The sequence below is a fragment of the Paraburkholderia sp. BCC1876 genome (assembly GCF_902833695.1).
Lineage (GTDB): Bacteria > Pseudomonadota > Gammaproteobacteria > Burkholderiales > Burkholderiaceae > Paraburkholderia.
Window position 1 is genome coordinate 1370760 of record NZ_CADFGI010000001.1, and the last position, 24397, is coordinate 1395156.

General features: G+C 63.1%; 24 protein-coding genes. 11 read left to right on the forward strand and 13 right to left on the reverse strand.

Features of this window, described 5'->3' with window-relative positions:
* Positions 1-176: 176 nt before the first annotated feature.
* Positions 177-713: a hypothetical protein gene (locus HWY05_RS05950; protein WP_035559518.1), complete on the reverse strand. Its 537-nt coding sequence runs from the start codon at positions 711-713 to the stop codon at positions 177-179.
* Positions 714-1339: 626 nt separating this feature from the next.
* Here HWY05_RS05950 and HWY05_RS05955 point away from each other — a divergent pair.
* From HWY05_RS05955 to HWY05_RS05965, 3 genes are all read left to right on the forward strand, one after another.
* Positions 1340-2491, forward strand: coding sequence for a porin (locus tag HWY05_RS05955; protein WP_176057684.1), 1152 nt, complete (start codon positions 1340-1342; stop codon positions 2489-2491).
* Positions 2492-2720: 229 nt separating this feature from the next.
* Complete coding sequence (locus tag HWY05_RS05960; RefSeq protein ID WP_231585083.1) at positions 2721-3143, forward strand: hypothetical protein; 423 nt, start codon at positions 2721-2723, stop codon at positions 3141-3143.
* Positions 3144-3276: 133 nt separating this feature from the next.
* Positions 3277-3792, forward strand: a complete 516-nt coding sequence (locus HWY05_RS05965; protein ID WP_035559523.1) for a metal-dependent hydrolase — start codon at positions 3277-3279, stop codon at positions 3790-3792.
* Between the two features lie 22 nt (positions 3793-3814).
* Here the strand turns inward: HWY05_RS05965 and HWY05_RS05970 are convergent, their stop codons facing one another.
* The 4 genes from HWY05_RS05970 to HWY05_RS05985 form a co-directional block, all read right to left on the reverse strand.
* A complete protein-coding gene (locus HWY05_RS05970) occupies positions 3815-4636 on the reverse strand; it encodes an AraC family transcriptional regulator (RefSeq protein ID WP_176057685.1) in 822 nt (273 codons plus the stop codon).
* Positions 4637-4709: 73 nt separating this feature from the next.
* Entirely contained in the window at positions 4710-5636 is a 927-nt protein-coding gene (gene epsC / locus HWY05_RS05975) for a serine O-acetyltransferase EpsC (protein WP_035559528.1), read from the reverse strand.
* 172 nt (positions 5637-5808) lie between these two features.
* Positions 5809-6042, reverse strand: coding sequence for a hypothetical protein (locus tag HWY05_RS05980; RefSeq protein ID WP_035559531.1), 234 nt, complete (start codon positions 6040-6042; stop codon positions 5809-5811).
* A gap of 161 nt (positions 6043-6203) precedes the next feature.
* On the reverse strand, positions 6204-6341 hold the full coding sequence (locus HWY05_RS05985) for a hypothetical protein (protein ID WP_176057686.1): 138 nt from the start codon (positions 6339-6341) through the stop codon (positions 6204-6206).
* A 24-nt stretch (positions 6342-6365) separates the two neighbouring features.
* Here HWY05_RS05985 and HWY05_RS05990 point away from each other — a divergent pair, with 24 nt between their 5' ends.
* Both HWY05_RS05990 and HWY05_RS05995 read left to right on the forward strand, forming a co-directional pair.
* Positions 6366-6818, forward strand: a complete 453-nt coding sequence (locus HWY05_RS05990; RefSeq protein WP_176057811.1) for a DUF3005 domain-containing protein — start codon at positions 6366-6368, stop codon at positions 6816-6818.
* 270 nt (positions 6819-7088) lie between these two features.
* On the forward strand, positions 7089-7694 hold the full coding sequence (locus tag HWY05_RS05995) for a short chain dehydrogenase (protein WP_035559533.1): 606 nt from the start codon (positions 7089-7091) through the stop codon (positions 7692-7694).
* A 101-nt stretch (positions 7695-7795) separates the two neighbouring features.
* Here HWY05_RS05995 and HWY05_RS06000 read toward each other — a convergent pair whose 3' ends face one another.
* The gene (locus tag HWY05_RS06000; RefSeq protein WP_176057687.1) at positions 7796-8734 is read right to left on the reverse strand and encodes an SMP-30/gluconolactonase/LRE family protein; all 939 of its coding nucleotides are present in this window, start codon (positions 8732-8734) and stop codon (positions 7796-7798) included.
* Between the two features lie 715 nt (positions 8735-9449).
* Between HWY05_RS06000 and HWY05_RS06005 the strand changes: the two genes are divergently transcribed.
* Positions 9450-10154, forward strand: coding sequence for a LuxR family transcriptional regulator (locus tag HWY05_RS06005; protein WP_176057688.1), 705 nt, complete (start codon positions 9450-9452; stop codon positions 10152-10154).
* On the opposite strand, the gene HWY05_RS06010 is transcribed toward HWY05_RS06005, so the two are convergent.
* Positions 10138-10455, reverse strand: coding sequence for a hypothetical protein (locus tag HWY05_RS06010; RefSeq protein ID WP_035559541.1), 318 nt, complete (start codon positions 10453-10455; stop codon positions 10138-10140). The genes HWY05_RS06005 and HWY05_RS06010 overlap by 17 nt on opposite strands.
* A gap of 155 nt (positions 10456-10610) precedes the next feature.
* Here HWY05_RS06010 and HWY05_RS06015 point away from each other — a divergent pair, with 155 nt between their 5' ends.
* Positions 10611-11204 carry an acyl-homoserine-lactone synthase gene (locus HWY05_RS06015; RefSeq protein ID WP_035559543.1) on the forward strand — a complete coding sequence of 198 codons (594 nt, stop codon included), beginning with the start codon at positions 10611-10613 and terminating at the stop codon, positions 11202-11204.
* Between the two features lie 107 nt (positions 11205-11311).
* On the opposite strand, the gene HWY05_RS06020 is transcribed toward HWY05_RS06015, so the two are convergent.
* On the reverse strand, positions 11312-12001 hold the full coding sequence (locus tag HWY05_RS06020; protein ID WP_035559546.1) for a FadR/GntR family transcriptional regulator: 690 nt from the start codon (positions 11999-12001) through the stop codon (positions 11312-11314).
* Positions 12002-12257: 256 nt separating this feature from the next.
* On the opposite strand from HWY05_RS06020, the gene HWY05_RS06025 reads away from it, so the two are divergent.
* The 3 genes from HWY05_RS06025 to HWY05_RS06035 all read left to right on the forward strand — a co-directional run bounded on the left by HWY05_RS06025 (position 12258) and on the right by HWY05_RS06035 (position 15226).
* Positions 12258-12725 carry a universal stress protein gene (locus tag HWY05_RS06025; RefSeq protein WP_035559549.1) on the forward strand — a complete coding sequence of 156 codons (468 nt, stop codon included), beginning with the start codon at positions 12258-12260 and terminating at the stop codon, positions 12723-12725.
* 164 nt (positions 12726-12889) lie between these two features.
* Positions 12890-13684, forward strand: a complete 795-nt coding sequence (gene fnr, locus HWY05_RS06030) for a fumarate/nitrate reduction transcriptional regulator Fnr (protein WP_156126758.1) — start codon at positions 12890-12892, stop codon at positions 13682-13684.
* A gap of 153 nt (positions 13685-13837) precedes the next feature.
* Entirely contained in the window at positions 13838-15226 is a 1389-nt protein-coding gene (locus HWY05_RS06035) for an SUMF1/EgtB/PvdO family nonheme iron enzyme (protein ID WP_035559551.1), read from the forward strand.
* 52 nt (positions 15227-15278) lie between these two features.
* Here the strand turns inward: HWY05_RS06035 and HWY05_RS06040 are convergent, their stop codons facing one another.
* The 5 genes from HWY05_RS06040 to HWY05_RS06060 all read right to left on the reverse strand — a co-directional run bounded on the left by HWY05_RS06040 (position 15279) and on the right by HWY05_RS06060 (position 23100).
* On the reverse strand, positions 15279-16988 hold the full coding sequence (locus tag HWY05_RS06040) for a cyclic peptide export ABC transporter (RefSeq protein ID WP_244146502.1): 1710 nt from the start codon (positions 16986-16988) through the stop codon (positions 15279-15281).
* A gap of 36 nt (positions 16989-17024) precedes the next feature.
* A complete protein-coding gene (gene fhuB / locus HWY05_RS06045; RefSeq protein WP_035559554.1) occupies positions 17025-19040 on the reverse strand; it encodes a Fe(3+)-hydroxamate ABC transporter permease FhuB in 2016 nt (671 codons plus the stop codon).
* Positions 19033-20016 carry an ABC transporter substrate-binding protein gene (locus tag HWY05_RS06050; protein WP_035559556.1) on the reverse strand — a complete coding sequence of 328 codons (984 nt, stop codon included), beginning with the start codon at positions 20014-20016 and terminating at the stop codon, positions 19033-19035. The genes fhuB and HWY05_RS06050 overlap by 8 nt, the downstream gene beginning before the upstream one ends.
* A gap of 11 nt (positions 20017-20027) precedes the next feature.
* A complete protein-coding gene (locus HWY05_RS06055) occupies positions 20028-20837 on the reverse strand; it encodes an ATP-binding cassette domain-containing protein (protein WP_035563798.1) in 810 nt (269 codons plus the stop codon).
* Positions 20838-20928: 91 nt separating this feature from the next.
* Positions 20929-23100, reverse strand: a complete 2172-nt coding sequence (locus HWY05_RS06060; protein WP_244146503.1) for a TonB-dependent siderophore receptor — start codon at positions 23098-23100, stop codon at positions 20929-20931.
* A 334-nt stretch (positions 23101-23434) separates the two neighbouring features.
* Here HWY05_RS06060 and HWY05_RS06065 point away from each other — a divergent pair, with 334 nt between their 5' ends.
* Positions 23435-24352, forward strand: a complete 918-nt coding sequence (locus tag HWY05_RS06065) for a helix-turn-helix transcriptional regulator (RefSeq protein WP_081936277.1) — start codon at positions 23435-23437, stop codon at positions 24350-24352.
* Positions 24353-24397: the final 45 nt, after the last annotated feature.

A 24397-nucleotide genomic window follows, 5' to 3' on the forward strand; every position in this document is an offset into this window, starting at 1 on the left:
ATGCACAGTCGGCACGCACTCAGACCCAAAACCGCATGGCTCACGCTCGCGCCGCTATGACGCGAGGATTCTATGAAGTGAATGTGAAAGTATATTGACAGCTATTGGTAATGTTTAATTTAGTCTTCTGTTAGCTAAGCCGCCCTACCCTGCGCCTTGCGTCGCTCGCCCTGCGGTTAGCCCGGCCGACGAAACTCGTTTTCGACCCACGCAACGGCGCTCGCCTTGCTGAGTTTGAAGTTCGGCGCGACCTGAACCTGCGCGAGCTGTTCGCCGAACTGGTCGAGCGCGGTCAGCAGCGCGTACGGCTCGATTTCGTCGGGGACGATGTCGAGCGTGATGTCGAGTTCGTCGTTGCCGTCGGCGCTCGACACGCGCACTTCTTTATGAAGTTGCGCGCGCAGCTGTTGTTCGTGGCGGCGCAGCACTTCCGACGCGGTCTTCACCAGCGTATTGAACGCCGAGGTGTCGAGCGGCTTCGGATCTTTCTTGTTGCGGCCCATGGTCCACGGCCCGACGAGCGCCGGCTCCGCTTCGCCGTCTTTGATCATGGCGACGGCCCAGCCTTCGTCGTCTTCGTTCTTGATGACGCGCGCGGTCCAGCCGTCGTCGCGCCACAAGCGTGGTTCGTGCACGGTTTCGTCCAGTTCGGACGAGCCTTCCGTCGTGATATCGGCAGCGTTGTCGGACGATGGAAGGGGGGTGTCGGTCATTACAGGTTTACTCACGTTCGCGGGGCGGAAACACATCTGAAGCACACGATTCTACCTGCCCGGCTCGCGCCCAATGTGGCCCTCTGACGATCGGACAAGCCGGCATAAGCCCGGCGTCACTCGAAATATTCCGTTTCCTTATTCGCGGGAACTTATAAATCTATTATAAAATTTTTATAAAAAACGCGGCCCGTGGGCCGCGTATAAAAGATGAAAAAGACACCCTTGGTCAAAGGGTGACTCAATTGTAGAGGCGTAATTCTCCGGGATAGATCATCTCAACAGGAAGAGTGAGTTGCAGAAAACGCAATGAATCCATGGGCTAGCGCCAATCCCTTTCGAATCCCTTCCCCGTAACGCCTGGCGGGCGGCGTCGCGATTGAGCAACGCCGCGGCATTGACAAGTCATTCACGAATTATCCGCGCAAAACAATTCCTCTTTATTTACCATCACTTACCCGATTTCAATCCGCCATTACGAATTTGAAAATTCATTGTTGTGTCATATGCGATTAAAGATCGGAATAGCAGGAATACACTTCGCTGCGGATCGTCAGGCAGCCGGCGGAATCGGCGGTCAGCACTGGAATGCGATTCTCTATGCACAGTCCCGGAGTTATCTAAACATGAAAAAAACCCTCATCGCAGCAGGTCTCATGGGCGCGTTCGCCATCAGCGCTCACGCACAAAGCAGCGTCACGCTGTACGGCACGCTGGACGCCGGCCTCGTCTACTCGAACAACCAGGGCGGCCACAACAACTGGCAGCAAGGCAGCGGTTCGGTGTCGAACACGTACTTCGGCCTGCGCGGCAGCGAAGATCTCGGCGGCGGTCTGCACGCCATCTTCACGTTGGAAAACGGCTTCAACCTGAACAACGGCCAGGACACGGAAAGCAGCACGATGTTCAATCGTCAGGCCTTCGTCGGTTTGAAGAGCGACCAGTACGGTGCGGTGACGCTCGGCCGTCAATACGACTCCGTGGTCGACTATCTCGGCCCGCTGTCGGAAGCCGGCGCGGGTTACGGCAACAACCTCGCGGCTCACCCGTTCGACAACGACAATCTGGACAACTCGTTCTCGATCAAGAACGCCGTGAAGTACACGAGCGCGAATTATGCGGGCCTGAAATTCGGCGGCTTGTACGGCTTCAGCAACTCGGCCGGCCAGTTCTCGAACAATCGCGCGTGGAGCGCCGGCGCTTCGTACGACAACGGCCCGTTGAGCGTCGCGGCGGCTTACCTGCAACTGAACCAGTCGGGCAGCTCGAACCTGGGCGGCGCCGTGTCGCAAGGCGACGGCACCGCCGCAGTCGCGGCGAACCTGCAGCGCACCTTCGGCGCGGGCATCAACTACACGTACGGCCCGGCAACGGCCGGCTTCGTGTACACGCACACCCAACTGGACGGCATCACCGGCGTGGACGTCGGCGGCGTGACGTTGCCGGGCGTCTCGGGCACCAACCTGCATCTCGACAACTACGAGCTGAACGGCAAATACGCGCTGACGCCGGCGTTGAGCCTCGCGGCGTCGTACACGTTCACCGACGGCAAGATGTCGGGCTCGAACGGCTCGGGCGATCCGAAGTGGCACACGGTCTCGCTGCAAAGCGATTACTCGCTGAGCAAGCGCACCGACGTGTACGTCGAAGGCGTGTATCAGCATGCGTCGGGCGAACTCGGCGACTTCGGCGCGAACGTCGCGTCGATCAACACGCTGGCGCCGTCGTCGACCGGCAACCAGGTGGCCGCGGCCGTCGGTCTGCGTCACCGCTTCTAAGTTTTTTCAGCGGTACTTTGTGGAGCGGATGCATCCATCCGCTTTGCAGCCGAACCCGCGCGCGACACGATCGCGCGCGGGTTTTTTCATAGGCCTTACGGATCGGCGTATGACGCAGGCAGATAGTGACGGCGTCGCCATGCGGTGGGTATACTGAGCCCGGCTGCCTTGCCTGCCGCAATGTCGTTGCGGTTGAACGGCGGCTTCGTCGCGAAGCATGACGCACACGTTGTATCGCGCCGCGCTTCGCCCGCGCCCCAAGTTCCCGTGCCTGACCGGGGACGCCGACGACCGGATCATGAAAAGACTTTTCCTGCTTGTGCCTGTTATTGCTGTGACGGCTTGCCTCACTGCCTGCGGTTCCTCCAGCGGTCCCCTCCGCGACGCCTCCCAGCCGATGATGTACGTGTCTTCGCAACGTGCTCCCGCCTATATCGCCGATTGCCTCGAAAGCCACCTGTCGCGCATGCGCATGTCGAACGTTGGCGGCGCGACCGAGATCGCCGTCGGCTCCGATTCGAACAACTCGTATTTCGTGACGCTGACGCCGTACAACGCCGGCTCGGTCATCAAGGTGATGCATCCCGCGAACGCGCCGGACGATCCACCTGAACCGGAAATGCGCTTCGATATTGCACGCTGCGCGACCTGAGATTCGAGTCGCCTGTTTGCCGTTTGAAGGCCACGCCGATACGCGATTTTTTTAACTCGCGGATCGGCTATTTTTTTATCCGCGCTTCTGCGAACATAGCCGCCCTTTGTTCTTCCAGACGGCACGAGTTTCGATGGCATCCAGCAAAGCACATCATGCAACCGGGTTTGCGGCCGGCGTCATCGCGGCGGCGGTGGTCGCGCGTGTCGGCGGCGGCGGTTCATTTCATCTCGGTGTGTTGCTGAGCTTTATCGCCGGCGTGGCGGGCAGTACCGCGCCGGACTGGCTCGAAGTGGCGTGGTGGTCGCGCGCGCGTCGTCTGTGGATTACGCATCGCACGCTGACGCATTGGGGCGTGGGTTGGCTCGCGCTGCTCGCCGCGTCGTACCACTGGCTCGGCCATTCGGTCTATGCCGCGCCGGCGTTCGGCTTCGCATGCGGCGGTCTGATGCACCTGCTCGCCGACTGGCCGAATCCGCTCGGCGTGCCTTGGATCGCAGGCCGGCATTCGTTGAATCTGTGGAACAGCGGACACTGCGATCTGATCGTGGTGGCGGCTTCTTGGGTCGCGGCGTGGTTCGTCGGCCAGCACGTCTGGCTGCATGGCGTGCATGGGCTCACGATGCTGCACTATTTGCGAGCCGGGTAACGGCTGCGCGAAGCCTCGCGAATCAGCGGACGGCGGCGGCGTAGTTCGCGGGTGTCACGCCCAGCAAGCGCACGAACGCGCGCGTCATGTGACTCTGATCGGCGAAGCCCGCGGCGGCGGCCGCATCCGCGAGCGTCGCGCCTCGCGCGATCCATTGTCTTGCGAGTCCCACACGCCGTTGCATCCGGTATGCGTGCGGCGGCAATCCCATTTCATGCGCGAAGCCGCGCAGTAACTGAAAGCGGCTCAAGCCGGTATCGGCGGTGAGATCGGCGAGCGTGAGCGAGGCGGAAGGATCGTCGTCGATACGTGCTTTCGCGCGCGCAATCGGCCCCAACGCATTCGCCGACGACACACGCGCCGGTTGCGTGGCATGCGCGCGGACCAGATGTCCGAGCAGGTCGAGCAACGCTTCCTCCCGGACCAGATCGTCAAGCACGGCGTGCGTCTCTACCGAGACCGCGAACAGCCTGTCGAACCGACGCTTCAGCAGAGGATCGCGCGCGACCGGCTGGGTCAGCTCGATCTCGTGCGCCGCCACGCCGTTGAGTTCATGGGCAACGCCGATCAACATCGACGGTTCGAAATACAGCATGCGCCACGCGCGGCCGCGTTCGTCGAGCGGACTGCCGTCGTGGACTTCGCCGGGATTGACCATGATCGCGTCATTCGCGCGCGCCTCGACGACGCCGCGCCCGCTCGCCGACCGATGCCCGCCGCTGACAATCACGCCGACGCCAAAGCGATCATGCGAATGACGCGGAAACGCGTGCGCGGTTTCGGCCACCGTCGCTTCGACGCCGGCCAGCGCGCAACGAGGCATGTGGACGCGGCCGCGTGACATGATTGGCGGCCTCAGCAGCGCGGCAACGCCAGGCGCCGAAGCTGACGCTGACGTTCGCTACAAGAGGCGCACATTACCCGCGCCCCTCGTCGCTGCGCTCGCCTTCGCGGATCTTGCCTTGCGACACGCTGCTCCCCGGCGGCACGCTATGCGTGAGCCACACATTGCCGCCGATCACCGAGCCGCGTCCGATCGTGACGCGCCCGAGTATCGTCGCGCCGGCGTAGATCACCACGTCGTCCTCGACGATCGGATGACGCGCATTACCCTTGATCAGGGTGCCGTCGAGATCGGCCGCGAAGCTCTTCGCGCCGAGCGTGACCGCCTGATACACCCGCACGCGCTCGCCGATGATCGCGGTCTCGCCGATCACGACGCCCGTGCCGTGGTCGATAAAGAAACTTGGCCCGATGGTCGCGCCAGGGTGAATGTCGATCCCGGTCGCCGAATGCGCGATCTCGTTGATGAAGCGCGCCAGCAACGGCACGCCGAGCCGATGCAACGCATGCGCGAGCCGATGGTGCGTCATGGCCCACACGCCGGGATAGCAAAGCAGAATTTCGGTAATGTGCTGCGCGGCCGGGTCGCCGGTAAAGGCCGCCTGAATGTCGCTGACCAGCAGCGCGCGAATGCCCGGCAACTGCGTGCCGAATTCGCGCGCCACGTTGAACGCGCGCGCCTTCAGTTCGGCGTCCGGCGTCGCGCCGAACTCGGGCAGAAAACGCAGCGCGCGGCGGATCTGTTCCGCGAGCAGGCGCAGCGTACTTTCGAGCGTGTGGCCGACGTAGTAGTCGACGGTTTCATCTGTCAGATCGGGCGCGCCGTAGTGCGTGGGAAACAACGCCGCACGCAAGCCAGCAACGATGTTGATCACCGCGTCGCGCGACGGCAGTTCGCGAATACCGAGCGGATGCCGCGTGCGATGCAATTCTTCGCGCGACGCGCGCAGGTCCGCGACGATCTGTTCGAGACCCCAGCTATGGGCAGGCACATTAGGCATAAAAGACAGCGCCGCGCGCGGGCGCGGTTCAGAGTGATTGTCCCGAGAGATTACCGCGTTTTGCCGCAGCTCGCGCAGGGCGGGCTCAGGCTCTTCTCTACGGGATGCTCTGCTGAATACGGCTCGCGCATGTGGCGGCGCGAGGCGCGCGGCGTGACGTAGCGCGGCGGATTCAGATGGTCACACTGCTCGCGTCGATCCAGCGCACGGCCCAGTCGCGTGCATGCGCGATGGCGGCGCCTTCATCGGGAAAGCGTAAGTCGGTGGGGAAAAAACGGTTGGCGACCAGTTCGCCGTCGCTCGATCGCGAGATGACCACATAGGGTTGCCAGGAGCCATCGCCCGCGCGCGCAGGCGCGCAATTTAGCAAATAGCCGCGATGTGTGAATGCAGCATCAAAGTGCATGTGTCACCCGCCCTGACGGCCCCATAAATGTTTTCAGTAGCGCACGGTTGCCTGTTAGCGGCGTGTTACCGGCCACGATGAAATGGCCGGACGAATCTCGTCGATTTAACCGCGCTGCGCTCGTCGGAGTAAGATCATACTCTGTAGAAAATACGCGTCCATTAAAAAAAATGAAAAGAATTCTGCGCGTAATCGCCAGGCGAAATGCGCGCCGTACGTAAGGGCGGCGCAAGCGCCGTGCAAGTCACGCGCGCCAACTTTTTTGCCGGGCGGAACGGGTTTTGCTGCACTTCACCCATGTCCTCTTCCAAGGAGAATGCATGATGAACAGCGATATCAACAAGCCAGCAGACACTAGCGCGCAACCGAGTACGAGCGGTCCGGTCACGACCGAATTGCACAACGACCGCACGCACGACAGCACGGTCGACACCGACGGCAAGAACCTCGAAGCCGCGCGTATCGCGGGCCACAGCCCGATCGCCCCCGACGAGATCACGACCTCCAACGCGACGCTCGTCAACAGCGTGCCGGAGGCGCTCGACGGCATGGCCGGATTCGACAGCCGGGTCGGCGGCAATCATCTGCTGCTGGCGCTCGAGCCCGGTTACACCGTGATCGATCGGGGCATGGTCGCGCCGCAAGAGGGCTATTCCGCCGATCATCAGTTCGATGATCCGCGCCCCGTCGGCAGCCGCCAGGATCGCGGCCGCATTCACTACGCGCTCAATCATCTGCGGCCGGCGCGCGTGATCGAATTACATCGGGTGAAATAAGCATTCGCATTTCGCGCATGTTTTATGTCTGTTTGAATCCGCACGCGCGGCCCGATTAAATCACGTGTCTTGAAGCGCACACCGTTTGAATAGCGGTGTGCGTTTTGTTTCGGATTTACCTCGGGTTTACCTTGCTCCCGGCCGCTCTCGGCCTATTGCACCGCAGCGATTAGAAACTCCAGGTTGCAGGACCTACGCGCCGTCGCGCCTTTTTCGCTTTTCCGAACCTCGGCACAATCAGGCGCACATCAACACTCAACGGGACAGCAAATGAAAAAGATCGTCGTGATCGGCGCCACCGGTACGCTCGGCCAGGCAGTCAGCGCGGAACTGAAGGTGCGCAATGAAGTGATCGAAGTCGGCGCAACACGCGGCCAGTATCGTGCCGACATTACCGACCCGGCGAGCGTCGCGCAGCTCTTCCGCGAGATCGGCAAAGTGGACGGTGTCGTCACCGCAACCGGCAAGGTGCATTTCGGGCCGCTGCCGGACATGAGCGTCGAACAGTTCTGGGTTGGTCTGCGGGACAAGCTGATGGGCCAGGTCAACGTGGTGCTGGCCGCGCAGCACTACATGAACGACGGCGGTTCGTTCACGCTGACGAGCGGCATCCTCGCCGACGAACCGATTCGCCTCGGGGCGAGCGCGACGACCGTCAACCTCGCGCTCGAAGGTTTCGTGCGCGGCGCGGCGATCGAATTGCCGCGCGGCATCCGTATCAACGTGGTGAGCCCGACAGTGCTGACCGAAGCGCTCGACGCTTATGCGCCCTTCTTCCGCGGCTTCGAGCCGGTGACCGCACAGCGCGCGGCGCTCGCTTATGTGCGCAGCGTGGAAGGCGCGGAGACGGGCCGCGTGTATCGCGTCGGTTACTGATCCTGATCGGCCGAGACAGCGGCGATGCGGTCACGCCGCATCGCGACGCCGTCCGCTAGCCAAACGCCGCGTTGCTTCGCGGCGGTGGCGGCGTGAGATTTTCAACCGCCCTGCACGCCCTGCGTATTCACGTAGACCGAGTACAAGCCGTGGCTCGCCGCCATGAACAGCCGGTTGCGATGCCGTCCGCCGAAGCACACGTTCGCGCAACGCTCCGGCAACGCAATGTGGCCGATCGCTTCGCCTTGCGGCGTGAAGATGCGCACGCCGTCGAGTTCGTCGCTGCCCATCCCCCAGCCGCACCACAGATTGCCGTGAACGTCGACGCGAAAGCCGTCCGGCGTGCCGGGACCGGCGTCGATCAGCACGCGGTTATTCGATAGCGAGTCGCCATGGCCGGCGACGTCGAATGCGCGAATCTTGCGCGGCTCGCCACGCGATTCGACGATGTACAGCACCGTTTCGTCCGGCGAGAACGCGAGGCCGTTGGGGCCCAGCACGTCGTCGGCGACCGCGCTCACTTCGCCCGATTGCCCGTCGATGCGATACACGCAAGCCGGCAACTCCGACGCCTGACGCTCGCCTTCATAAAAACTGTCGATACCGAAGGTCGGATCGCTGAACCAGATCGAGCCGTCCGATTTCACGACCACATCGTTCGGCGAATTGAAGCGCTTGCCGCGATAACGGTCCGCGAGCACGGTAATCGACCCGTCGTATTCGGTGCGCGTGACCCGTCGCGTCAAATGCTCGCAACTGACGAGGCGCCCCTGGCGGTCGCGCGTATGGCCGTTCGCGTTGTTCGACGACTGGCGAAACGTGCTGACCGCGCCGCTCGTTTCATCCCAGCGCAGAATGCGGTCGTTCGGAATGTCGCTCCACAGCAGATAGCGGCCGTCGCCGAACCAGACCGGCCCCTCCGACCAGCGCGCGCCCTGATACAGACACTCGACGGAAGCGGACGCCAGCATCAGCGCCTTGAAGCGCGGATCGAACACGCGAATAGAGGGATCGGGATAGCGTCGGCTGGTGTCGGTCATGTGGTGCGTGGATGGGGCGTGAGTAAGGGCGTAGTGGGGACGAGGTGGCGGCGATTTCAGCGCTTGATGCGAAGGCGTCACGGGTGAATGTGAGAGCCCGCGCCGGGCCCTGCATTTTTCCGTAGTCGGGCCCAATGGCGGAAATTGCGCGTGCGCGCGAATTGGCGCATTCAAGGTAGCACCGGGCTCGCAATGTTGTCAAACAACCTGATACTCGCGGCGCCGTGTCGAACACCAGGGAAACGACGCAGAAGATTAGGGGCAGCAATCCACCTATTTTGTATGACAATAGCGACTGGCGCGCAAAACACCGGGGCATCGCGGCACACGCAGGCCCTTAAAAATGGGGTTATTTGGCATTTAGCGTGCTTTTGCCTTAAATTTCGGCAAAAAATGGCCGATTAGAATGGGTTTCGCAGTTATGCTGCCAATGCCATGCATCAAAATGGCGGCTAACGCGAGAAACTCCCGCTCAAATGATCGATGAATGCCAATTGGATCAGAGATTCAGGTAGACAGAGCCGTTCATTCGCCGCTTCGCAGAATCACGGAAATGATGTTTCCTTCGAGAATCTCACCCGGCTTTGCAAAATAATTTTTGGTGATAGATTGTGAAGATAACAACAACCGCAGGCCATGCCCTACCGCAATTAACCGCTGCGGGCTGCTTGCGAGTCTGAGAGAGCCAAAATTGTCGCTACATTTTATCGAGCAGATGGCACCGCTACTGAACGCCGCCGACGAAGCGGAATGGTTCGGTGCAATCACGGGCCTTGCCGAGACGTGGGGCTTCGACAAGCTTTTGATCGCCATGCTGCCGCGTCCGACCATCCGGCTTGAAGACGCGTATATCCGCAGCACGTACGCACCGGTCTGGCGCCGTACCTATGACGAACAGGGGATGGTTCATATCGACCCGACGGTTGCGCATTCCATGACGCGCTCCACGCCGCTGATCTGGTCGCCGGATATCTTCGAGACCGACGCGCAGCAGGCCATGTTTGAAGAAGCGCGCTCGCATGGGCTACGCGCCGGCGTGACATTGCCGATTCATGGCCCGAATCAGGAAGCCGGCATGATGTGCTTCGTCAACGACACCAACCCGAACGAGGCGTTCTGGCGTCATATTGACGTGGCACTGCCGAATTTGCTGTTATTGCGCGATCTGGTAATCGATACCAGTCAGAAGCATTTGAATACGCACGCTCAGACTTTACTGCCCAAGCTGACGCCGCGCGAACGCGAATGCCTGAAATGGACCGCGCGCGGCAAATCCACCTGGGAGATCTCCCATATCCTGAACTGCTCGGAAGCCGTAGTGAACTTCCACATGAAGAACATCAGGACGAAATTCGGGGTGAATTCGCGGCGCGCGGCGGCCGTGATTGCCCCACAACTCGGACTTATTGACCCGGGTTGAGCAACGCGGCGGCGTCGCGGCTGAACAGCACGCGTTCGGCACGGCCCAGGTCCGCGTCGGAAACGGTCTTGGTGAAATACAGACCCAGCAGAATCGACACCGGCGCCGGGATTTCCGCGCCCGATTCAAACCGGCTGCCGCGCGACTGTGTCACGCCAAAACGAGCCCAGAAACGGCGCTGGCTCTCTTTCTTCTTTTTGCGGTAAGCGATGATCAGCACGCGATCGACCGCCGTGGAAGGCTCGGCTGCACGGGTTTGCAGGCCGGTTTGCGGTTGCCAATGATTTTCGAGAAGTTCCATTTTCTTGTCCTGTCGGTTAAGTACGGATGCCTGTCTCGAATTCTGCGTTACCCGATAAGCATTCACACCTACCTAGGTAGGTAGGTGGCAGAGCGATTCATAATGCATAAGTTTTCCTGCGTATTGGCTACCCCCAACACGTTCAGGAGAACGTCATGCAACCAGTAATCCGGATTGGAATGCGTCAGGAATTTGACAACGAGGACATCAACGAGATGTACCGCCTGCGAGCCCGGGTATTTCAGGGGCGACTAGGGTGGGAAACGCCGACCATCGCGGGCATGGAGGTCGACGGCTACGACGCCCTCGGGCCGCTCTACATGCTGATTCAGGACGAAAACGGCCGCGTGCGAGGCTGCTGGCGCCTGATGCCGACCGAGGGTCCGAATATGCTGAGGGACACGTTCCCGCAATTGCTGCACGGCGAAGCGGCGCCCGCCGGGCGGACCATCTGGGAATTGAGCCGGTTCGCGATCGAAACCAACGGCGAAGACCAGTCGTTCGGTTTTGCCGACCTGACCATGCACGCTATCCGGGAGGTCATCCGGTACGCGATCCAGATGGGCTTCACGAGCTATGTCACGGTGACCACCACGGCGATCGAGCGGATGCTGCGCAAGACCGGCATGGAGATCAGCCGGATCGGGCCGCCGGTGCAGATCGGCGTGGAGCGGGCGGTGGCGCTGGACGTGGCCATTAGCGAGAAGACCCGCTTCGCGCTGTTTGGGCCGATGGCGGCGGCGGCTTAACCCGCGTCCGCCTTAAGCACCTTTACCCGCTTCATCGCTATTACCGCTATTACCGCTGCCGCGGCGGCACCAACGCTGCGGCGGCGGGACGGCCGCCACCTGACCGTTCACGAACCGAACATCCGTTCCAGCGCATTACCCAGATGCGCTCGCATCGCCGCGCCGGCCGCCATCGGGTCCTGCCGGCGAATCGCGTCGAACACGGCGAGATGCTCGTCCTGCACCAAGCGCTGCCGCTCCACCGTCTTCACCAACGAAAGATTGCGCGACAGATTCATGCTGAACAGGATCTGTTCTTCGATAAACGACATAACCGTGATGAAAAACGGATTCTTGGACGCGCGCGCCACCGCCAGGTGGAACATGAAGTCGTCATTCGCGCCAATTTCCTGGGTTTCGCCGATTCGTTCCAGTTGATCCAATGCATGCTGGATCGCCGCGATATCGTCGGCGTCGGCTTTTAGTGCGGCATGCTCGGCCGCGCCCGCTTCCGTCACCATCCGAAATTCATAGCAGCGGCGGATGTCAGACAGCGTCTCGAGCGGCGCGAAACGTCGCACATCCGGATCGGGTCGACGCGCGACGGTCGTGCCCGAACCATGCCGCGTCATGATGATGCCGTCCGCCCGCAGACGGGCCAGGGCTTCCCGCACCGTCGGCCGCGACGTCGCAAAGCGTTCCGCCAGCGCGTGCTCCGTGGGCAAGCGCTCACCTTCCTTGTACTCGCCCTCGACAATGCGATTCAGAATATCGCCGTAGATCTTGTCGGGGAGGCCTGTGGTTTTGCGCTCGTTCATCAGCGGGCTGAAGCAGCTTGTCTGAGTAGGTCTTAATTGTAAGGCAAACCCGGTGCTATCTTGATTGGGTTATGCGTCTCATATCTCTGCGTAAACCGTCGGCGCTAAGGCTGAAGGACAGGGTGCGCTTTGCATTGTCATCGCGAAATTTGACAAGTCTTTGATTTACATCCTGCCTGCCTGCATCTTTTTCAGCGATCATTTAAGCTCGCATCGGCAAACAATCGCCAAACCCTCTTTCAGACGCGGAGTCGATATGTACACACGCATCCTTGTCGCGGTTGACGGCAGCAATACCTCACGCCGTGCATTCGAAGCAGCGCTCGCGCTCGCCAAGTCTAACGGCGCCGTGCTGCAGCCTTTCTATGTCGTCGAAAACACGCCGCTGTATTTCGAGGCGCCCGGCTACGACCCGTCCATATTGCGCAACCGTCTCGTCGAAGAAGGCAAGGAACTCGGCGCGGAATTCGCCAAGGCCATGCTAGAGCAAGGTGTGAAGGGCGAACTCGTGGTGGGCGAAGCGTCGTCGCTCGACGACGTTTCGGGGACCGTGCTGAAGGCCGCCGCCGCATTCAACGCCGATCTGCTGGTCATGGGCACGCATGGCCGGCGCGGTGTCCAACGGATGATTCTCGGCAGCGTGGCCGAGCGCTGCGTGCGTCAGGCGAGCTTGCCGGTGCTGCTGATTCCATCCGCCGCGGGCAAGGATAGCGAAGCCGCGTGACAAATCGCGGTTAGCCGGACCCGTCGCCTGGCAATCCGTCAGTCATACGCACGGACCTGATATCGCTCAAGATGCCTAACTGTTCGCGCGCGTCATTTTGCCGCTAAATGTGCAACGTGGCCGGTGGGACAATCAGTCATTACCCTGACAACTGGCTGCAGAACATGCTGACTCCTACCACTGCCGCGCCCGTCGCTCACGCCGACGATTCCATCGCAAGCTCCACGCCGGTGCGCAGCGGCCGCCGTGCGACGACCTTTCGTCCGAGCACGCGCAGCGCCGCCCGCTGTTCGAGTTGCGCGATGCGTCAACTCTGCATGCCGCAAGGCTTGTCGCCCGACGAGTTGACCAAGCTCGAAACGCTCATCTGTTCGGCGCGCTCCGTGCAGCGCGGCGAAGCGCTGTATCGCAGCGGCGATCGCTTCGACAGCATCTACGCCGTGCGTTCCGGTTCGATGAAAACCGTCATGGCGCACCGCGACGGCCGCGAGCAGGTCACCGGTCTGCGTCTCGCCGGCGAGGCGCTCGGACTCGACGGCATCAGCGAAGACGTGCATGCCTGCAGCGCCCTCGCCCTCGAAGACAGCACCGTCTGCATCGTTCCGTACACCGCGCTCAAATCGCTGTGCCGCGAAATCGGCTCGATGCAGGAACGTCTGCATAAGCTGCTGGGCGAGCAGATTGTTCGCGAGGCCGCGCAGATGATGGTGCTCGGCTCGCTGTCGGCGGATGAGCGGGTCGCGGCCTTCCTGCTCGACGTGTCGGATCGCAATGCGCAACGCGGTTATTCGTCGGCGGAATTCAACTTACGGATGACGCGCGAGGACATGGGCAGCTATCTCGGCATGACGCTCGAAACCGTGAGCCGCACCCTGTCAAGATTTCAAAAACGCGGACTGATCGATATACAGGGTAAGCACATTCGGATCGTCGATCTGGACGGTTTGCGGCATCTCTGATCGAGCGGTCTGTACAGCCGCGCAGCGCAGCCGTTCGTCGCTTACGTCTCTCCCAGGTTCCGCCGGTTTCCGTCGACGCGTAGTCATCCTGGCACGGCTCCTGCGACTCGGGTACAGTCTTGAGTCTGTCCCCCCGCAAGGAGACCCGGCGAAATGAACCGCGACCCCGCCCCGCATCACCCGCTCGTCCAGCGCCTGATCGACGCGCGTCGAATCACCGACGATCTGTTTGCTATCGTCAAACCCGAATTTCTGTATGAACGGCCGATCCGCGAGCGTCATCGCATCGTGTTTTATATCGGCCATCTAGAAGCTTTCGATCGTAATCTGTTCGATCAACGCCTGTGCGATCTCCCGGCGTTCGACCCGCAGCTCGACCAGCTTTTCGCGTTCGGTATCGATCCTGTCGACGGCGGTTTTCCCACCGATCAACCGGGCGACTGGCCGTCGCGCGACGCGGTGCGCGATTACGCGCTGCGCGCGCGTGAGCAGATCGACCGTGAGGTCGGTGCGCTTGCGGACAAGACGCCTCCCGGCCATGCAGGTCGTGGAGGCGGCGGCGATAGTACGCAAGCGGCCGCAGCGGAACAGCTATTGAACGTTGCAATCGAGCATCGGCTGATGCACGCGGAAACACTCGCGTACATGCTTCATCAATTGCCGCTCGAACAAAAAGTCAGCGGGCTCAATGAGCCCGTGGCAACCCAGCCTGGGCGCACGGGGGCGTTAGCGTCGATGGTCCGCGTGCCGGCCGGCACGGCCGTGCTCGGCATGTCGCGCGACGCTGGTCAATTCGGTTGGGACAATGAATTCGGCGAGATGCACGTGGACGTCCCCGCCTTCGAGATCGATCGCCACATGGTGACGAACGGCGCATTTCTCGCCTTCATCGACGCAGGCGGTTATCGCGAACGGCAATGGTGGTCCGACAAGGATTGGGCGTGGAAGGAAGCCGAGCGGATCGAGCACCCCGCCTGCTGGTCGCAACGCGACGAGCGCGACCCACGCCACGAGCATGACGCGCACGATACAACTGAACTGAGAGACGCAAACGGCAAGCAACCCGCGTGGACGCTACGCACCATGTTCGATGACGTGCCGCTGCCGCTCGATTGGCCCGCCTACGTCAGCCACGCCGAAGCCAGCGCCTACGCGCGTTGGACCGGCAAAACGCTGCCCACCGAAGCGCAGTGGCAACGCGCGGCGCACGGCGCGCCGCACGCCGCGTCCGGCAATTTCGATTTCCGCAGTTGGGACCCGCGCCCCGTCGACGCCTATCCGGACAACGTCAGCGCATTCGGCGTGGAAGGTCAGTTCGGCAACGGCTGGGAGTGGACGTCGACATTGTTCGACGCGTTGCCGGGATTCGAAGCGTTTCCGTTCTACCTGGGCTACTCGGCGAATTTCTTCGACGGCCAGCATTTCGTGATCAAAGGCGGATCGGCACGCACCGCGCAGTGCATGTTGCGGCCGGCTTTCCGCAACTGGTTTCAACCGCATTACCAATATGTCTATGCCGGGTTCCGCTGTGTGAAGGCATGACGCCGGGGCAATGTCATCAACGTGATGACATTGCCCCGTCCGGCGATCTCCCTCACGCCACCTGCACCGGCCGACCGCTGCGCTCATCGGACACGTCGACGATTTTCCCGTCCCGCACGCGAACGATTCTGTCGGCCGCGTCGAAGAACCGGTCGTCGTGCGAGATGGCAATAATCGTCTTACCCATCTGCTTGAGTTCGGGCAGGAACTCCCGGTAAAACACCCGGCGGAACGTCGGGTCCTGATCCGCGGCCCACTCGTCGAGCATGATGATCGGCCGCGCTTCGAGCATGGCCTGCACCAGCGCGAGGCGTTTGCGCTGCCCGGTCGACAGATCGGTCGTACTGAAAGCGCCATCTTCGACACGAACCTTATGCGCGATCTCGAGCCGCTCGAGCGCTTCACGCGCGCGCTGCACATCGCCCGGATCATTGGTCACGAAGTCGTCGAACAGGTAGTAATCGGCGAACACCGCTGAAAACAACTGCCGGTAGCTGTCCACCCTGTCATGCCGCACCGGCTCGCCGTTCAGCAGCAGTTCGCCTTCCTGCGGCGCGTACAGCCCGAGCAACAGCTTGATGAGCGTGGTCTTGCCACAGCCGTTCTCGCCGACGATAAAAATGATCTCGCCGCGCCGCACGTCGAGATCGACCGGCCCCAGCGCAAAACCCGGCGCGCCTGTCGGCGCCGGAAACGCATACGACGCTCCCCGCAGCTCGATCCGCTCGAATTCCGGCAAGGCCGCAGCCGGCGCGTCGATCAGCAGATCCGGCTCGCGATTGGCGAACTCGGCGGACAGCTCGGCAATGCGCCGGAACGACACCTGCGCCTGGCCCAGCGCGGGCAACGCGCTCGACAACTGCTGCACCGGTCCCTTCACATACAGCAGCACGATCACGAAGCCGCTCACCACCGACGACGCCACGCCAAGCCGATGCTGCAGCGCCACCATCAAGCCGATCACGACGAAGAACAGCACCGACGACGTGCTCTCGTGCAGCCAGTAGAGGCTCATCGCCTTCGTCTTGAGTTGCGAGATCATGTCGATCGCGCCGCCGAGCTGCGCGTCATAGACACGCCGACGGCGGCCGCGATTCATGCGCAGTTCTTTCGCGCCCTCGGTGATCGAGCGATATTGCTTCTGCAGATCGTCCTGCGCGTCACGCACCTGATCGTAATAGGTGTTCCAGCGGCTCCGCGCCCAACGCGCCATCAACAGACCCGCAACGATCGCGAACGCCGCGAGTCCGAACAGCACCGGCGACAACAACAGCAGATACACGATGCAGCCCAGCGTCAGCGCAAACGCGATCGCATAGCTCGAAAAGCTGAACGTGAACACGCTGATCGTATCGATGTCGCCATTCAGCGTCGCGAGCAGCCGGTGCACGCGATGCTGTTCGATCGCGGCCAGCGGCGCGCAGACGATGCGCGACGAGATGTCTTTGCGCAACGCCGCGATGACCTTCTGTCCGACCACGCTGTTCGCGAGACCCGCGATCAGGTTGCCGCCCACGGTCAGCGCGCAGAGTCCCGCGAAGGCCCACGCGGTGCGCTCGCTCACGCCGCCAGGCTCATGGAGTCCATCGTTGACGGCGGCCAGCAGCCAGGCCGTCGAAAAACCGCCGATACAACCCATTACCGTAGCGAACAGGGTGAGCGGCCAGAAGCCGCCGATCAGCCGCAGCGCCTCGCGCATGGCGTGGCTCGCGGGCAGCGTCGACGCCGCCTTTGCTTTGTCCTTCTGTTTCGCCTGATTCATCGTACTTCTCCTTAATTCGTGTCACGCCGCGCGGCTTCAGCGGCCCAGCGACCACATCAGGTAAAGACCGCCGGCGATCATCGCGAGCAGACCGGCCGGCATCTGCTGCGGAAACAGCACGTTGCGGCTGAGCCAGTCGGACACGACCATCAGCAGCGCGCCGAGCAAGGTCGACGCCACCAGTTCCGTGGCGGCACGGCGAAATCCCATGCGCCTCGCCATATGCGGCGCCATCAGTCCGATGAACGACAACGGCCCGACGATCATCGCCGCCGCCGCGCTCAACAACGCCGCGAGCAGCAGAATCAGAAACCGCGCGCGCCGCACCGCCACCCCGAGCGACGCCGACACGGACGCACCCAGCGGAAAGATATCGAGCCAGCGCGTACACAACAGCGCCAGCGCGAACAGCACGACGGCGAGCGCCACCGCCGCGGACGCCATGTTGGCATCGATCAGATACGTGGAGCCCATCAGCAGATTGCGCAGCATCGGCGCATACGGCCCGCTGCCCGCGATCACCAGCCCGAACACGGCCTGCGACAGCGAACCCACAGCGATACCCGCGAGCAGCAGTTGCTCCGTGGCGAAGCCGCTGCGTTTGGCGAGCGCGAGCATCGCCAGCAAGGTTGCGAGCGCGCCGATGCCGCATGCGACGAACATCAGCGGCGCACCGGGCGCGCGCACCAGCAATACCAGCGCGATCATCCCGAGCAGGCTGCCGCCGCTGATACCGAGCACTTCGGGGCTCGCCATCGGATTGCCGCTCAGGCGTTGCAGCAACGTGCCGGCCAACGCGAGCAGCGCGCCGACGGCCAACGCGCTTTCGATCCGCGGCGCACGCCAGTGCCACAAGCCGGCCCATTCCGTCGACGTCGCCCAATGCCAGCCCGACACGCCGCGGCCAAAGCCCGCTGCGATTACGACAGCCACCACCAACGCGAGCGCCGCGCCGATCAGCAGACGACGCGTCGTGCGCGGCGCCTGCGGCGTGGCGAAGTGGTGCATGCGCTCCGCGTGCGGCGGCGCCGCGCGCGCTTTCAGGCGCGGCACCAGCCACAGCAGCAACGGACCGCCGAACAGCGCGGTGGCCGCGCCGGTGGGCAGCAATTCGCCGGCCAGTCCGCCGACCTGCTGGATCGCCTGATCGGTGGCCCAGAGCAGTAGCGCGCCAATCACCGGCGCCCACGTCAACTGGTCACGCAGACGACGCGCGCCACAGGCTCGCGCAATAGCCGGCGCGGCGAGTCCGATGAAACCGATCACGCCGACCGCCGCGACGACGAACGCCGTCAACGCGACCGCCGCCGCGAGCGCGAGAAAACGTGTGCGCGTGAGCGACAGGCCGAGACTGCGCGCACCGGCGTCGTCGAGACCGGCCAGCGTCAGCGGCCGCACGAGCGCGGCGCACAGCGCCGCGCAAACCACCACGCGCGGCAGCAGCCACAGCGTGGTGTGCCAGTCCTGTTGCGCGAGCGCGCCGCCGCCCCAGATGAACATCGCCGTGAGCGAGCGTTCGTAGATGATCGACAGCGCGAGGCTGATCGCGCCGCAATACAGGTTGACGATCATGCCGCCCAGCACCAGCGTGGTCGGCGCGAACGCGCGCCGCGAAGCCAGTGCGAAGACGAACAGCATCGCGAGCGAGCCGCCGGCCAGTGCGACGCCTTCGCGCCAGGCCAGCAGCCACGCGGGTGCCCACAACGTGGCCAGCAACAACGCGAGATACGAGCCTGCCGACACACCCACGGTCATCGGTTCGGCGAGCGGATTGCGCAACACCTGCTGCAACACCACGCCGGCGAGCGCCAGCGCCGCGCCGCAGAGCAGCGACAACGCGAGGCGCGGCAGCCAGCTGTAGTGGACCACCATCGCGCGAATATTGTCGACGTCGGGCGCGAAAATCGCCCGCAGCCAGTCGGATGGCGGCAAGTGGGACGCAAGGCCGCGCAACGTCAAGGCCGCCGCGAAGACCAACAGGCCGAGCATGGCCAGCAACGGACGGCGCGCATGCCACACGCCCGGCGTGCGGCCGAGGGAAAGATCATGCATCGTGCGCCTCCGGCAATAGCACATCGGCCAATTGGCGCGCGAAACGCGCGCCGCTGAAAAGCGCGCCGCCCTGCGACACCTTGGGCATGCCGGCCACGCGCTGCGCGCGCACGAACGGCAGACTGCGCCACAGCACGCCGTCGGCGAGCGTGGCGCGGGCCGCTTCCGGCAGCGGTTCGATATAGACGAGGCGCGCGTCGGCCACATCGGCGAGGCGCGTGAAATCCGTCACGGCGTAGCCGCGCGCGTTGGTCTCGTGAGTCCAGGCGTTGCGCAGACCCACGCGCTCCATCACGTCGCCGAACAGACTGCCCTTGCCGTAGACGAGCAGATGACGGTCGTCGACGAACTCGACCATGAACACCGGTTGTCGTGCGATCGACGCGCTGCTCGCCGCATTCGACGCGAAACGTGCGCGCACGGCCTCGAGCGCGGCATCGGCCGACGCGAGCGCCGCGTCGCCTTGCGGCTCGCGTCCGAGAATTCGCGCGAGACGCCGCGTTTCATTGCCGATCTGTTTCCACGGCTCGACACCCGCTGCGGATAAAGCGATCGTGAGGGTCGGTGCGATCCGGTGCAGTTGTCCAAGTAGCGGCTGATGCGCGGGCGTCACCAGCATCAGATCGGGCCGCAACTGTTCGAGCAGTTCGAAATTCGGCTGATACAGCAGTCCGATGTCGACCACGCCCGCCGGCAGCGGCGGCGCGACGTTGGTGCGCCGATACCAGTCGGGCACCGACGTGGCGAGCGGCGTCACGCCGAGAGTCAGCAGCATTTCGGTGAGACCGAAGTCCATCACCACGATGCGCGACGGCACGGCCGCCGGTCGCGCATTCACGCCAGAAGCGGAGCCAGAAGCGGAAACCCGCGCCGCCGAAGCAGCGCTCGCCGCGCCGGCAGCCGCCCGTGCGGACGCGCCCGTCAGCGCGCAAGCCAGCCCGGCCACCGTGAGGCCGAGCATACGACGTCGTTGCATGTGCGCTCTCCTCAACTCGGATAACACACGGGCACACCGCCGCGCGTGTTCTGCACGGTTTCCATCGGCACGCCGTAAATGGATTGCAAGACCTCGGGACGGCAGATTTCAGCGGGCGTGCCGCGCACCAGCAGATGACCGCTATGCAGCGCGACCATCTCGTCGCAGAAACGCGCCGCCATGTTGATATCGTGCAGCACCACCACCACGCCGAGTCCGCGGGTCTCGCTCAGACGCCGCACGAGGCCGAGCACTTCGAGTTGATGCGCGATGTCGAGCGCCGAGATCGGTTCGTCGAGCAGCAGGCAGTCGCTGTCCTGCGCAACCAGCATGGCGAGCCACACGCGCTGACGCTCGCCGCCCGAGAGCTGGTCGACGTAACGCTGCGCGTAGTGCTGCACGTCGGTGAGCGCCATGGCCTCATCGACGGTTTGTGCGTCTTTCGCGGTGAAACGACCGAGCGCGCCGTGCCACGGATAACGGCCGAGTGCGACGAGTTCGCGCACCGTCATGCCGTCGGCGGCAGGCGGCTGTTGCGGCAGATAGGCGACCTTGCGGGCGAATTCGCGCGACTCCCAGGCGTCGAGCGCGCGGCCCGCGAAGCGCAGCGTGCCGCGCGTCGGCGTTTGTTGACGCGCGAGCACGCGCAGCAGCGTGGTCTTGCCCGAACCATTGTGGCCGATCAGGCCGCAGACACGACCACGCGCGAGCCGCAGACTCACGTCCGCCAGCAGCGTACGACCGCCCGCTTCCACGCTCAGACCCTCGGCTTCGTAAAGCGCTTCGCCCTCGCGTTGCAGGCCTTCGCGAGCGGATTCCATCAACGCCGTTGCCAATCCTTTTCTCCTGTGAAACCAAAGCGAGCCCGCTACGCGTCGTCGACGCGTAGCGGGCTCGATGCTCATGCCAGTTTTACCACTGATACTTCGCGGTGCCGAGCACGCCGATCGTCGAACCGTAGTAGCACGCGCCGCCCGAACAATAGGCCACGTACTTGCGGTTCGCGAGGTTGGTGCCGTTCAGCGCGAACTTCCAGTTGCTGATGTCGTAGTGCACGGCGGCATCCAGCAGCACGACGCTGCTCACGTCGAACGAATTGGCCGTGTCGCCCGCCGACATGCCGATATAGCGCACGCCGCCGCCGAAGCCGAGCCCACGCAGCGGACCCGTATGCAGCGTGTAATCGGCCCAGATCGACGCCAGGTTACGCGGCGCGAACGTGGGCCGCTTGCCGAGCTGCGATGCCACGTTGGACTTCGTGACCACCTGATTCAGATACGTGTACGAAGCGATCGCCGACAGACTGTCGGACAGTTGCAGGCGGCCTTCGAGTTCGAGACCGCGCGAGCGCACTTCACCCGTTTGCACCGCATAACCCGGGTGCAGCGAGTCGGTAGTCGACACGTTCTGTTGCGTCAGGTTGAACAGCGCGGCCGTGAACAAGGCGTTGTAGTTCTTCGGCTGATACTTCACGCCGACTTCGTATTCCTGACCGGTGGTCGGCACCAGCGCCTGATTCGCGAAGTTCACGCCAGTGGTCGGCTGGAACGATTTCGCGTAGACGAAGTACGGCGCGATACCCGAGTCGAACAGGTACGACAGGCCGCCGCGCCACGTGAACGCGTGCGGCGTCTGGTTCTGCACCGAAGCCGCGGTCGGCGTGACCGACTGGATATTGGTCGAACTCCAGTCGTTGCGCGCACCGAGCGTCAGCAGCCAGCGGCCGTATTCGATCTGATCCTGGATATAGACGCCGACCTGATCGGTGGCCGTGTCGACGCGCTTGGTGGTCGCCGTGATCTGGCGGAGCGTCGAGTAGTCCGGCGCAAACGGATTGAGCGTACCGACCGCCCCCGTCCCCGAGTTCGCACCGTTCAACAGGCGCTGATAGTCGAGCCCGAACAATACGGTCTGCTTGACGGCGCCGGTCGAGAACTTCGCCTCGATCTGGTTATCCATATCGAACTGACTCAGATGCTCGCGGTCCAGGAACGCGTTCATGGTCAGCACTTTGTTCGACCCCGCCACCCAGTTGCCGAAGAAGGTCTGGTGATAGTCGATGTCGTCGTGCATGTAACGCGCGTTCGAACGGAACGTGAAGATCGGGCTGATCTTCTGTTCGAACTGGTAACCCACGGCGTACTGCGTGCGGCGGAAATAATCGTCGTTCGGATTGCCGACGTAGGTCCCCGTGCCGATCTTGCCGTTCGGGTTGAAGGTGGCCACGCCGCTCACCGGCAGCGAGTCGAACAGGCCGCCCGCCGGGTCGCGCTGGTATTGCGCGTACAGCGTCAGCGAGGTGTCCTTGGTCGGACGGATCGTGACGCTTGGCGCGATCGCGAGACGCTGGTCCTTGATGCCGTTCACCTGAGTATCCGAATCGCGGCCGAGACCGGTCACGCGGTACAGCACGGTGCCGGCCTCGTCGACCTTGCCGCCCATATCGAAGCCCACTTCATAGCGGTCGTGATTGCCGAACTGCAGCATCAACTCGTGCACGGAGTCTTCGGTCGGCATCTTCGACACCAGATTCACGATACCCGCCGGGCTGCCCGCGCCGTACAGCACGGAAGCCGGGCCGCGCATCACGTCGATACGCTCGAGGAAGTACGGGTCGATCCGCGGATTCGCGTAATACGCGCTCGGCTGCAGGATCAGGCCGTTGAGATAGGTCGAGTAGTCGAAGCCGCGGCCGCGCAACTGGTCGAAACGGAAGTCGGTCGAGTCCTGCGAATAGACGCCCGGCGTGTAGCGCAGCGCCTGGTCGATGGTCGTCGCGCCCTGCTGATCCATCTGATCGCGCGTCACCACCGAGATCGATTGCGGCGTACGCACAATCGGCGTGTCGGTCTTGGTCGCCGTGAGGCTACGCTTGGCCACCACGCCCGCGATCGGGCCGGTCGCCGACGACTCACGCGAAGCGTTCACGCTCACGGCCGGCAGCGTATTGCTGCTCGCCGCGTTCGTGCCGCTGGCCTGCCCCACCGGCGCGCTCTGACGAGTCGCGCTGTCGGCGGCGCCCGACGATTGCGCATGCGCAATCGAGGAAAGCGCCAGCGGCATGCTGAGCAAAACGAGTCTCACCGGAAGTCCGCGCTGCCCCGTACTTTTGTTTTTCTTACATCCCTTCATCGTCGATTCACCATTGAATGTTAATGATAATGAGTCTTATTTCTTATGCAACAGCGATTTGTCCCACGGCAAAACAACGCCGTGGGACTGCGCAATGCGCGGGCTTGGGGGATGGACTATTTAGATTTTAATCAGGCGTTGCGTCCGGGAAAGCACGGCCAGTTTCCGCGCACACCTGTCGATTTCGGATGATACAGACATGTCCTTTGCAGAGGCGGACGTTTTTATGCGTCACATGGACACTAAATGACCGATCCAGACGATAATATCGAAAATACCGAATCGAATGGACAAATCTCTCGTGAAGCCCGTTGCGCATGCCAGCCCGGTCGGCAGTCCCGTGACCGTGACGAATTCCGCCGCCTTGGCGAATCCCACTGTTAAAGCGTCGACCGACAGCCGGCCGGATCTGCCGATCGTGTTCGGCCAGGCGATCGAATACGAATCCGGCGCGCGCGAAATCGCCCACACGCATCCGCGCGCGCAACTCCTGTACGCCACCAACGGCGTGATTCGCGTGCGCACGCCCGGCACCAGTTGGGTCGTCACGCCGGACCGCGCGTTGCTGGTGCCGCCGCGCGTCGAGCATGAACTGGAGATGGTCGGCAAAGTCTCGTTCCGCACGGTCTATGTCGACCCGTGCCCGATGTGCGGCGACGAGGAAGGCCGCCTGCTGGCGGTGAACGCCCTGCTGCGCGAGGCGATTCTGGCGCTGGTCACGCAACCCGCGCGCAACCCGCCGCCGGGCAGTCTCGCCGACGTGCTCGCCCAACTGATCGTCCATCTGCTCAGCGCGGCCGCCACCGAAGACCTCGGCTCGATCCTCGACCAGGCTGCCCGTCTGCCGTTGCCGCAGCATCCGCGCTTGCGCAAGATTTGCCAGGCGCTGATCGACGAGCCGGCCAACAGCGACTCGCTGGAATACTGGGGCGACCGCATCGGCGCAAGTTCGCGCACGTTGGCGCGGCACTTTCAGCGCGAGACCGGCATGCCGTTCGCCAAATGGCGCGAGCAGATGCGCGCGTCCGAAGCGATGTGCCGCCTGTCGACCAGCACGCCGATCACCGAGGTGGCCGCCTACCTCGGCTACGCGGACGCCAACACGTTCGCGGTGATGTTCAAGCGCGTCCTGCATATGACTCCGTTGAAATATCAATCGATGATGAACCCCGCGACCGCGCCGCTGGACGCGCTGCAGGGCTGAGCGGCGCGCGCCGTCCGAGCGTCCGGACTCGCGCGCACCGCCCCG

Bases quoted from the DNA above. Each gene is read 5' to 3' on its own strand.
- HWY05_RS05990 (WP_176057811.1), top strand. From the start codon at position 6,366: ATGAACAGCGATATCAACAAGCCAGCAGACACTAGCGCGCAACCGAGT.
- HWY05_RS06025 (WP_035559549.1), top strand. From the start codon at position 12,258: ATGTACACACGCATCCTTGTCGCGGTTGACGGCAGCAATACCTCACGC.
- HWY05_RS06040 (WP_244146502.1), bottom strand. From the start codon at position 16,988: ATGAATCAGGCGAAACAGAAGGACAAAGCAAAGGCGGCGTCGACGCTG.
- HWY05_RS06055 (WP_035563798.1), bottom strand. From the start codon at position 20,837: ATGGAATCCGCTCGCGAAGGCCTGCAACGCGAGGGCGAAGCGCTTTAC.
- epsC (WP_035559528.1), bottom strand. From the start codon at position 5,636: ATGCCTAATGTGCCTGCCCATAGCTGGGGTCTCGAACAGATCGTCGCG.
- HWY05_RS06005 (WP_176057688.1), top strand. From the start codon at position 9,450: ATGGCACCGCTACTGAACGCCGCCGACGAAGCGGAATGGTTCGGTGCA.
- HWY05_RS05995 (WP_035559533.1), top strand. From the start codon at position 7,089: ATGAAAAAGATCGTCGTGATCGGCGCCACCGGTACGCTCGGCCAGGCA.
- HWY05_RS05950 (WP_035559518.1), bottom strand. From the start codon at position 713: ATGACCGACACCCCCCTTCCATCGTCCGACAACGCTGCCGATATCACG.
- fhuB (WP_035559554.1), bottom strand. From the start codon at position 19,040: ATGCATGATCTTTCCCTCGGCCGCACGCCGGGCGTGTGGCATGCGCGC.
- HWY05_RS06010 (WP_035559541.1), bottom strand. From the start codon at position 10,455: ATGGAACTTCTCGAAAATCATTGGCAACCGCAAACCGGCCTGCAAACC.
- HWY05_RS06020 (WP_035559546.1), bottom strand. From the start codon at position 12,001: ATGAACGAGCGCAAAACCACAGGCCTCCCCGACAAGATCTACGGCGAT.
- HWY05_RS06050 (WP_035559556.1), bottom strand. From the start codon at position 20,016: ATGCAACGACGTCGTATGCTCGGCCTCACGGTGGCCGGGCTGGCTTGC.
- HWY05_RS06065 (WP_081936277.1), top strand. From the start codon at position 23,435: ATGGACAAATCTCTCGTGAAGCCCGTTGCGCATGCCAGCCCGGTCGGC.
- HWY05_RS05955 (WP_176057684.1), top strand. From the start codon at position 1,340: ATGAAAAAAACCCTCATCGCAGCAGGTCTCATGGGCGCGTTCGCCATC.
- HWY05_RS05980 (WP_035559531.1), bottom strand. From the start codon at position 6,042: ATGCACTTTGATGCTGCATTCACACATCGCGGCTATTTGCTAAATTGC.
- HWY05_RS05970 (WP_176057685.1), bottom strand. From the start codon at position 4,636: ATGTCACGCGGCCGCGTCCACATGCCTCGTTGCGCGCTGGCCGGCGTC.
- HWY05_RS05985 (WP_176057686.1), bottom strand. From the start codon at position 6,341: ATGGGTGAAGTGCAGCAAAACCCGTTCCGCCCGGCAAAAAAGTTGGCG.
- HWY05_RS05965 (WP_035559523.1), top strand. From the start codon at position 3,277: ATGGCATCCAGCAAAGCACATCATGCAACCGGGTTTGCGGCCGGCGTC.
- HWY05_RS06035 (WP_035559551.1), top strand. From the start codon at position 13,838: ATGAACCGCGACCCCGCCCCGCATCACCCGCTCGTCCAGCGCCTGATC.
- HWY05_RS06000 (WP_176057687.1), bottom strand. From the start codon at position 8,734: ATGACCGACACCAGCCGACGCTATCCCGATCCCTCTATTCGCGTGTTC.
- fnr (WP_156126758.1), top strand. From the start codon at position 12,890: ATGCTGACTCCTACCACTGCCGCGCCCGTCGCTCACGCCGACGATTCC.
- HWY05_RS06015 (WP_035559543.1), top strand. From the start codon at position 10,611: ATGCAACCAGTAATCCGGATTGGAATGCGTCAGGAATTTGACAACGAG.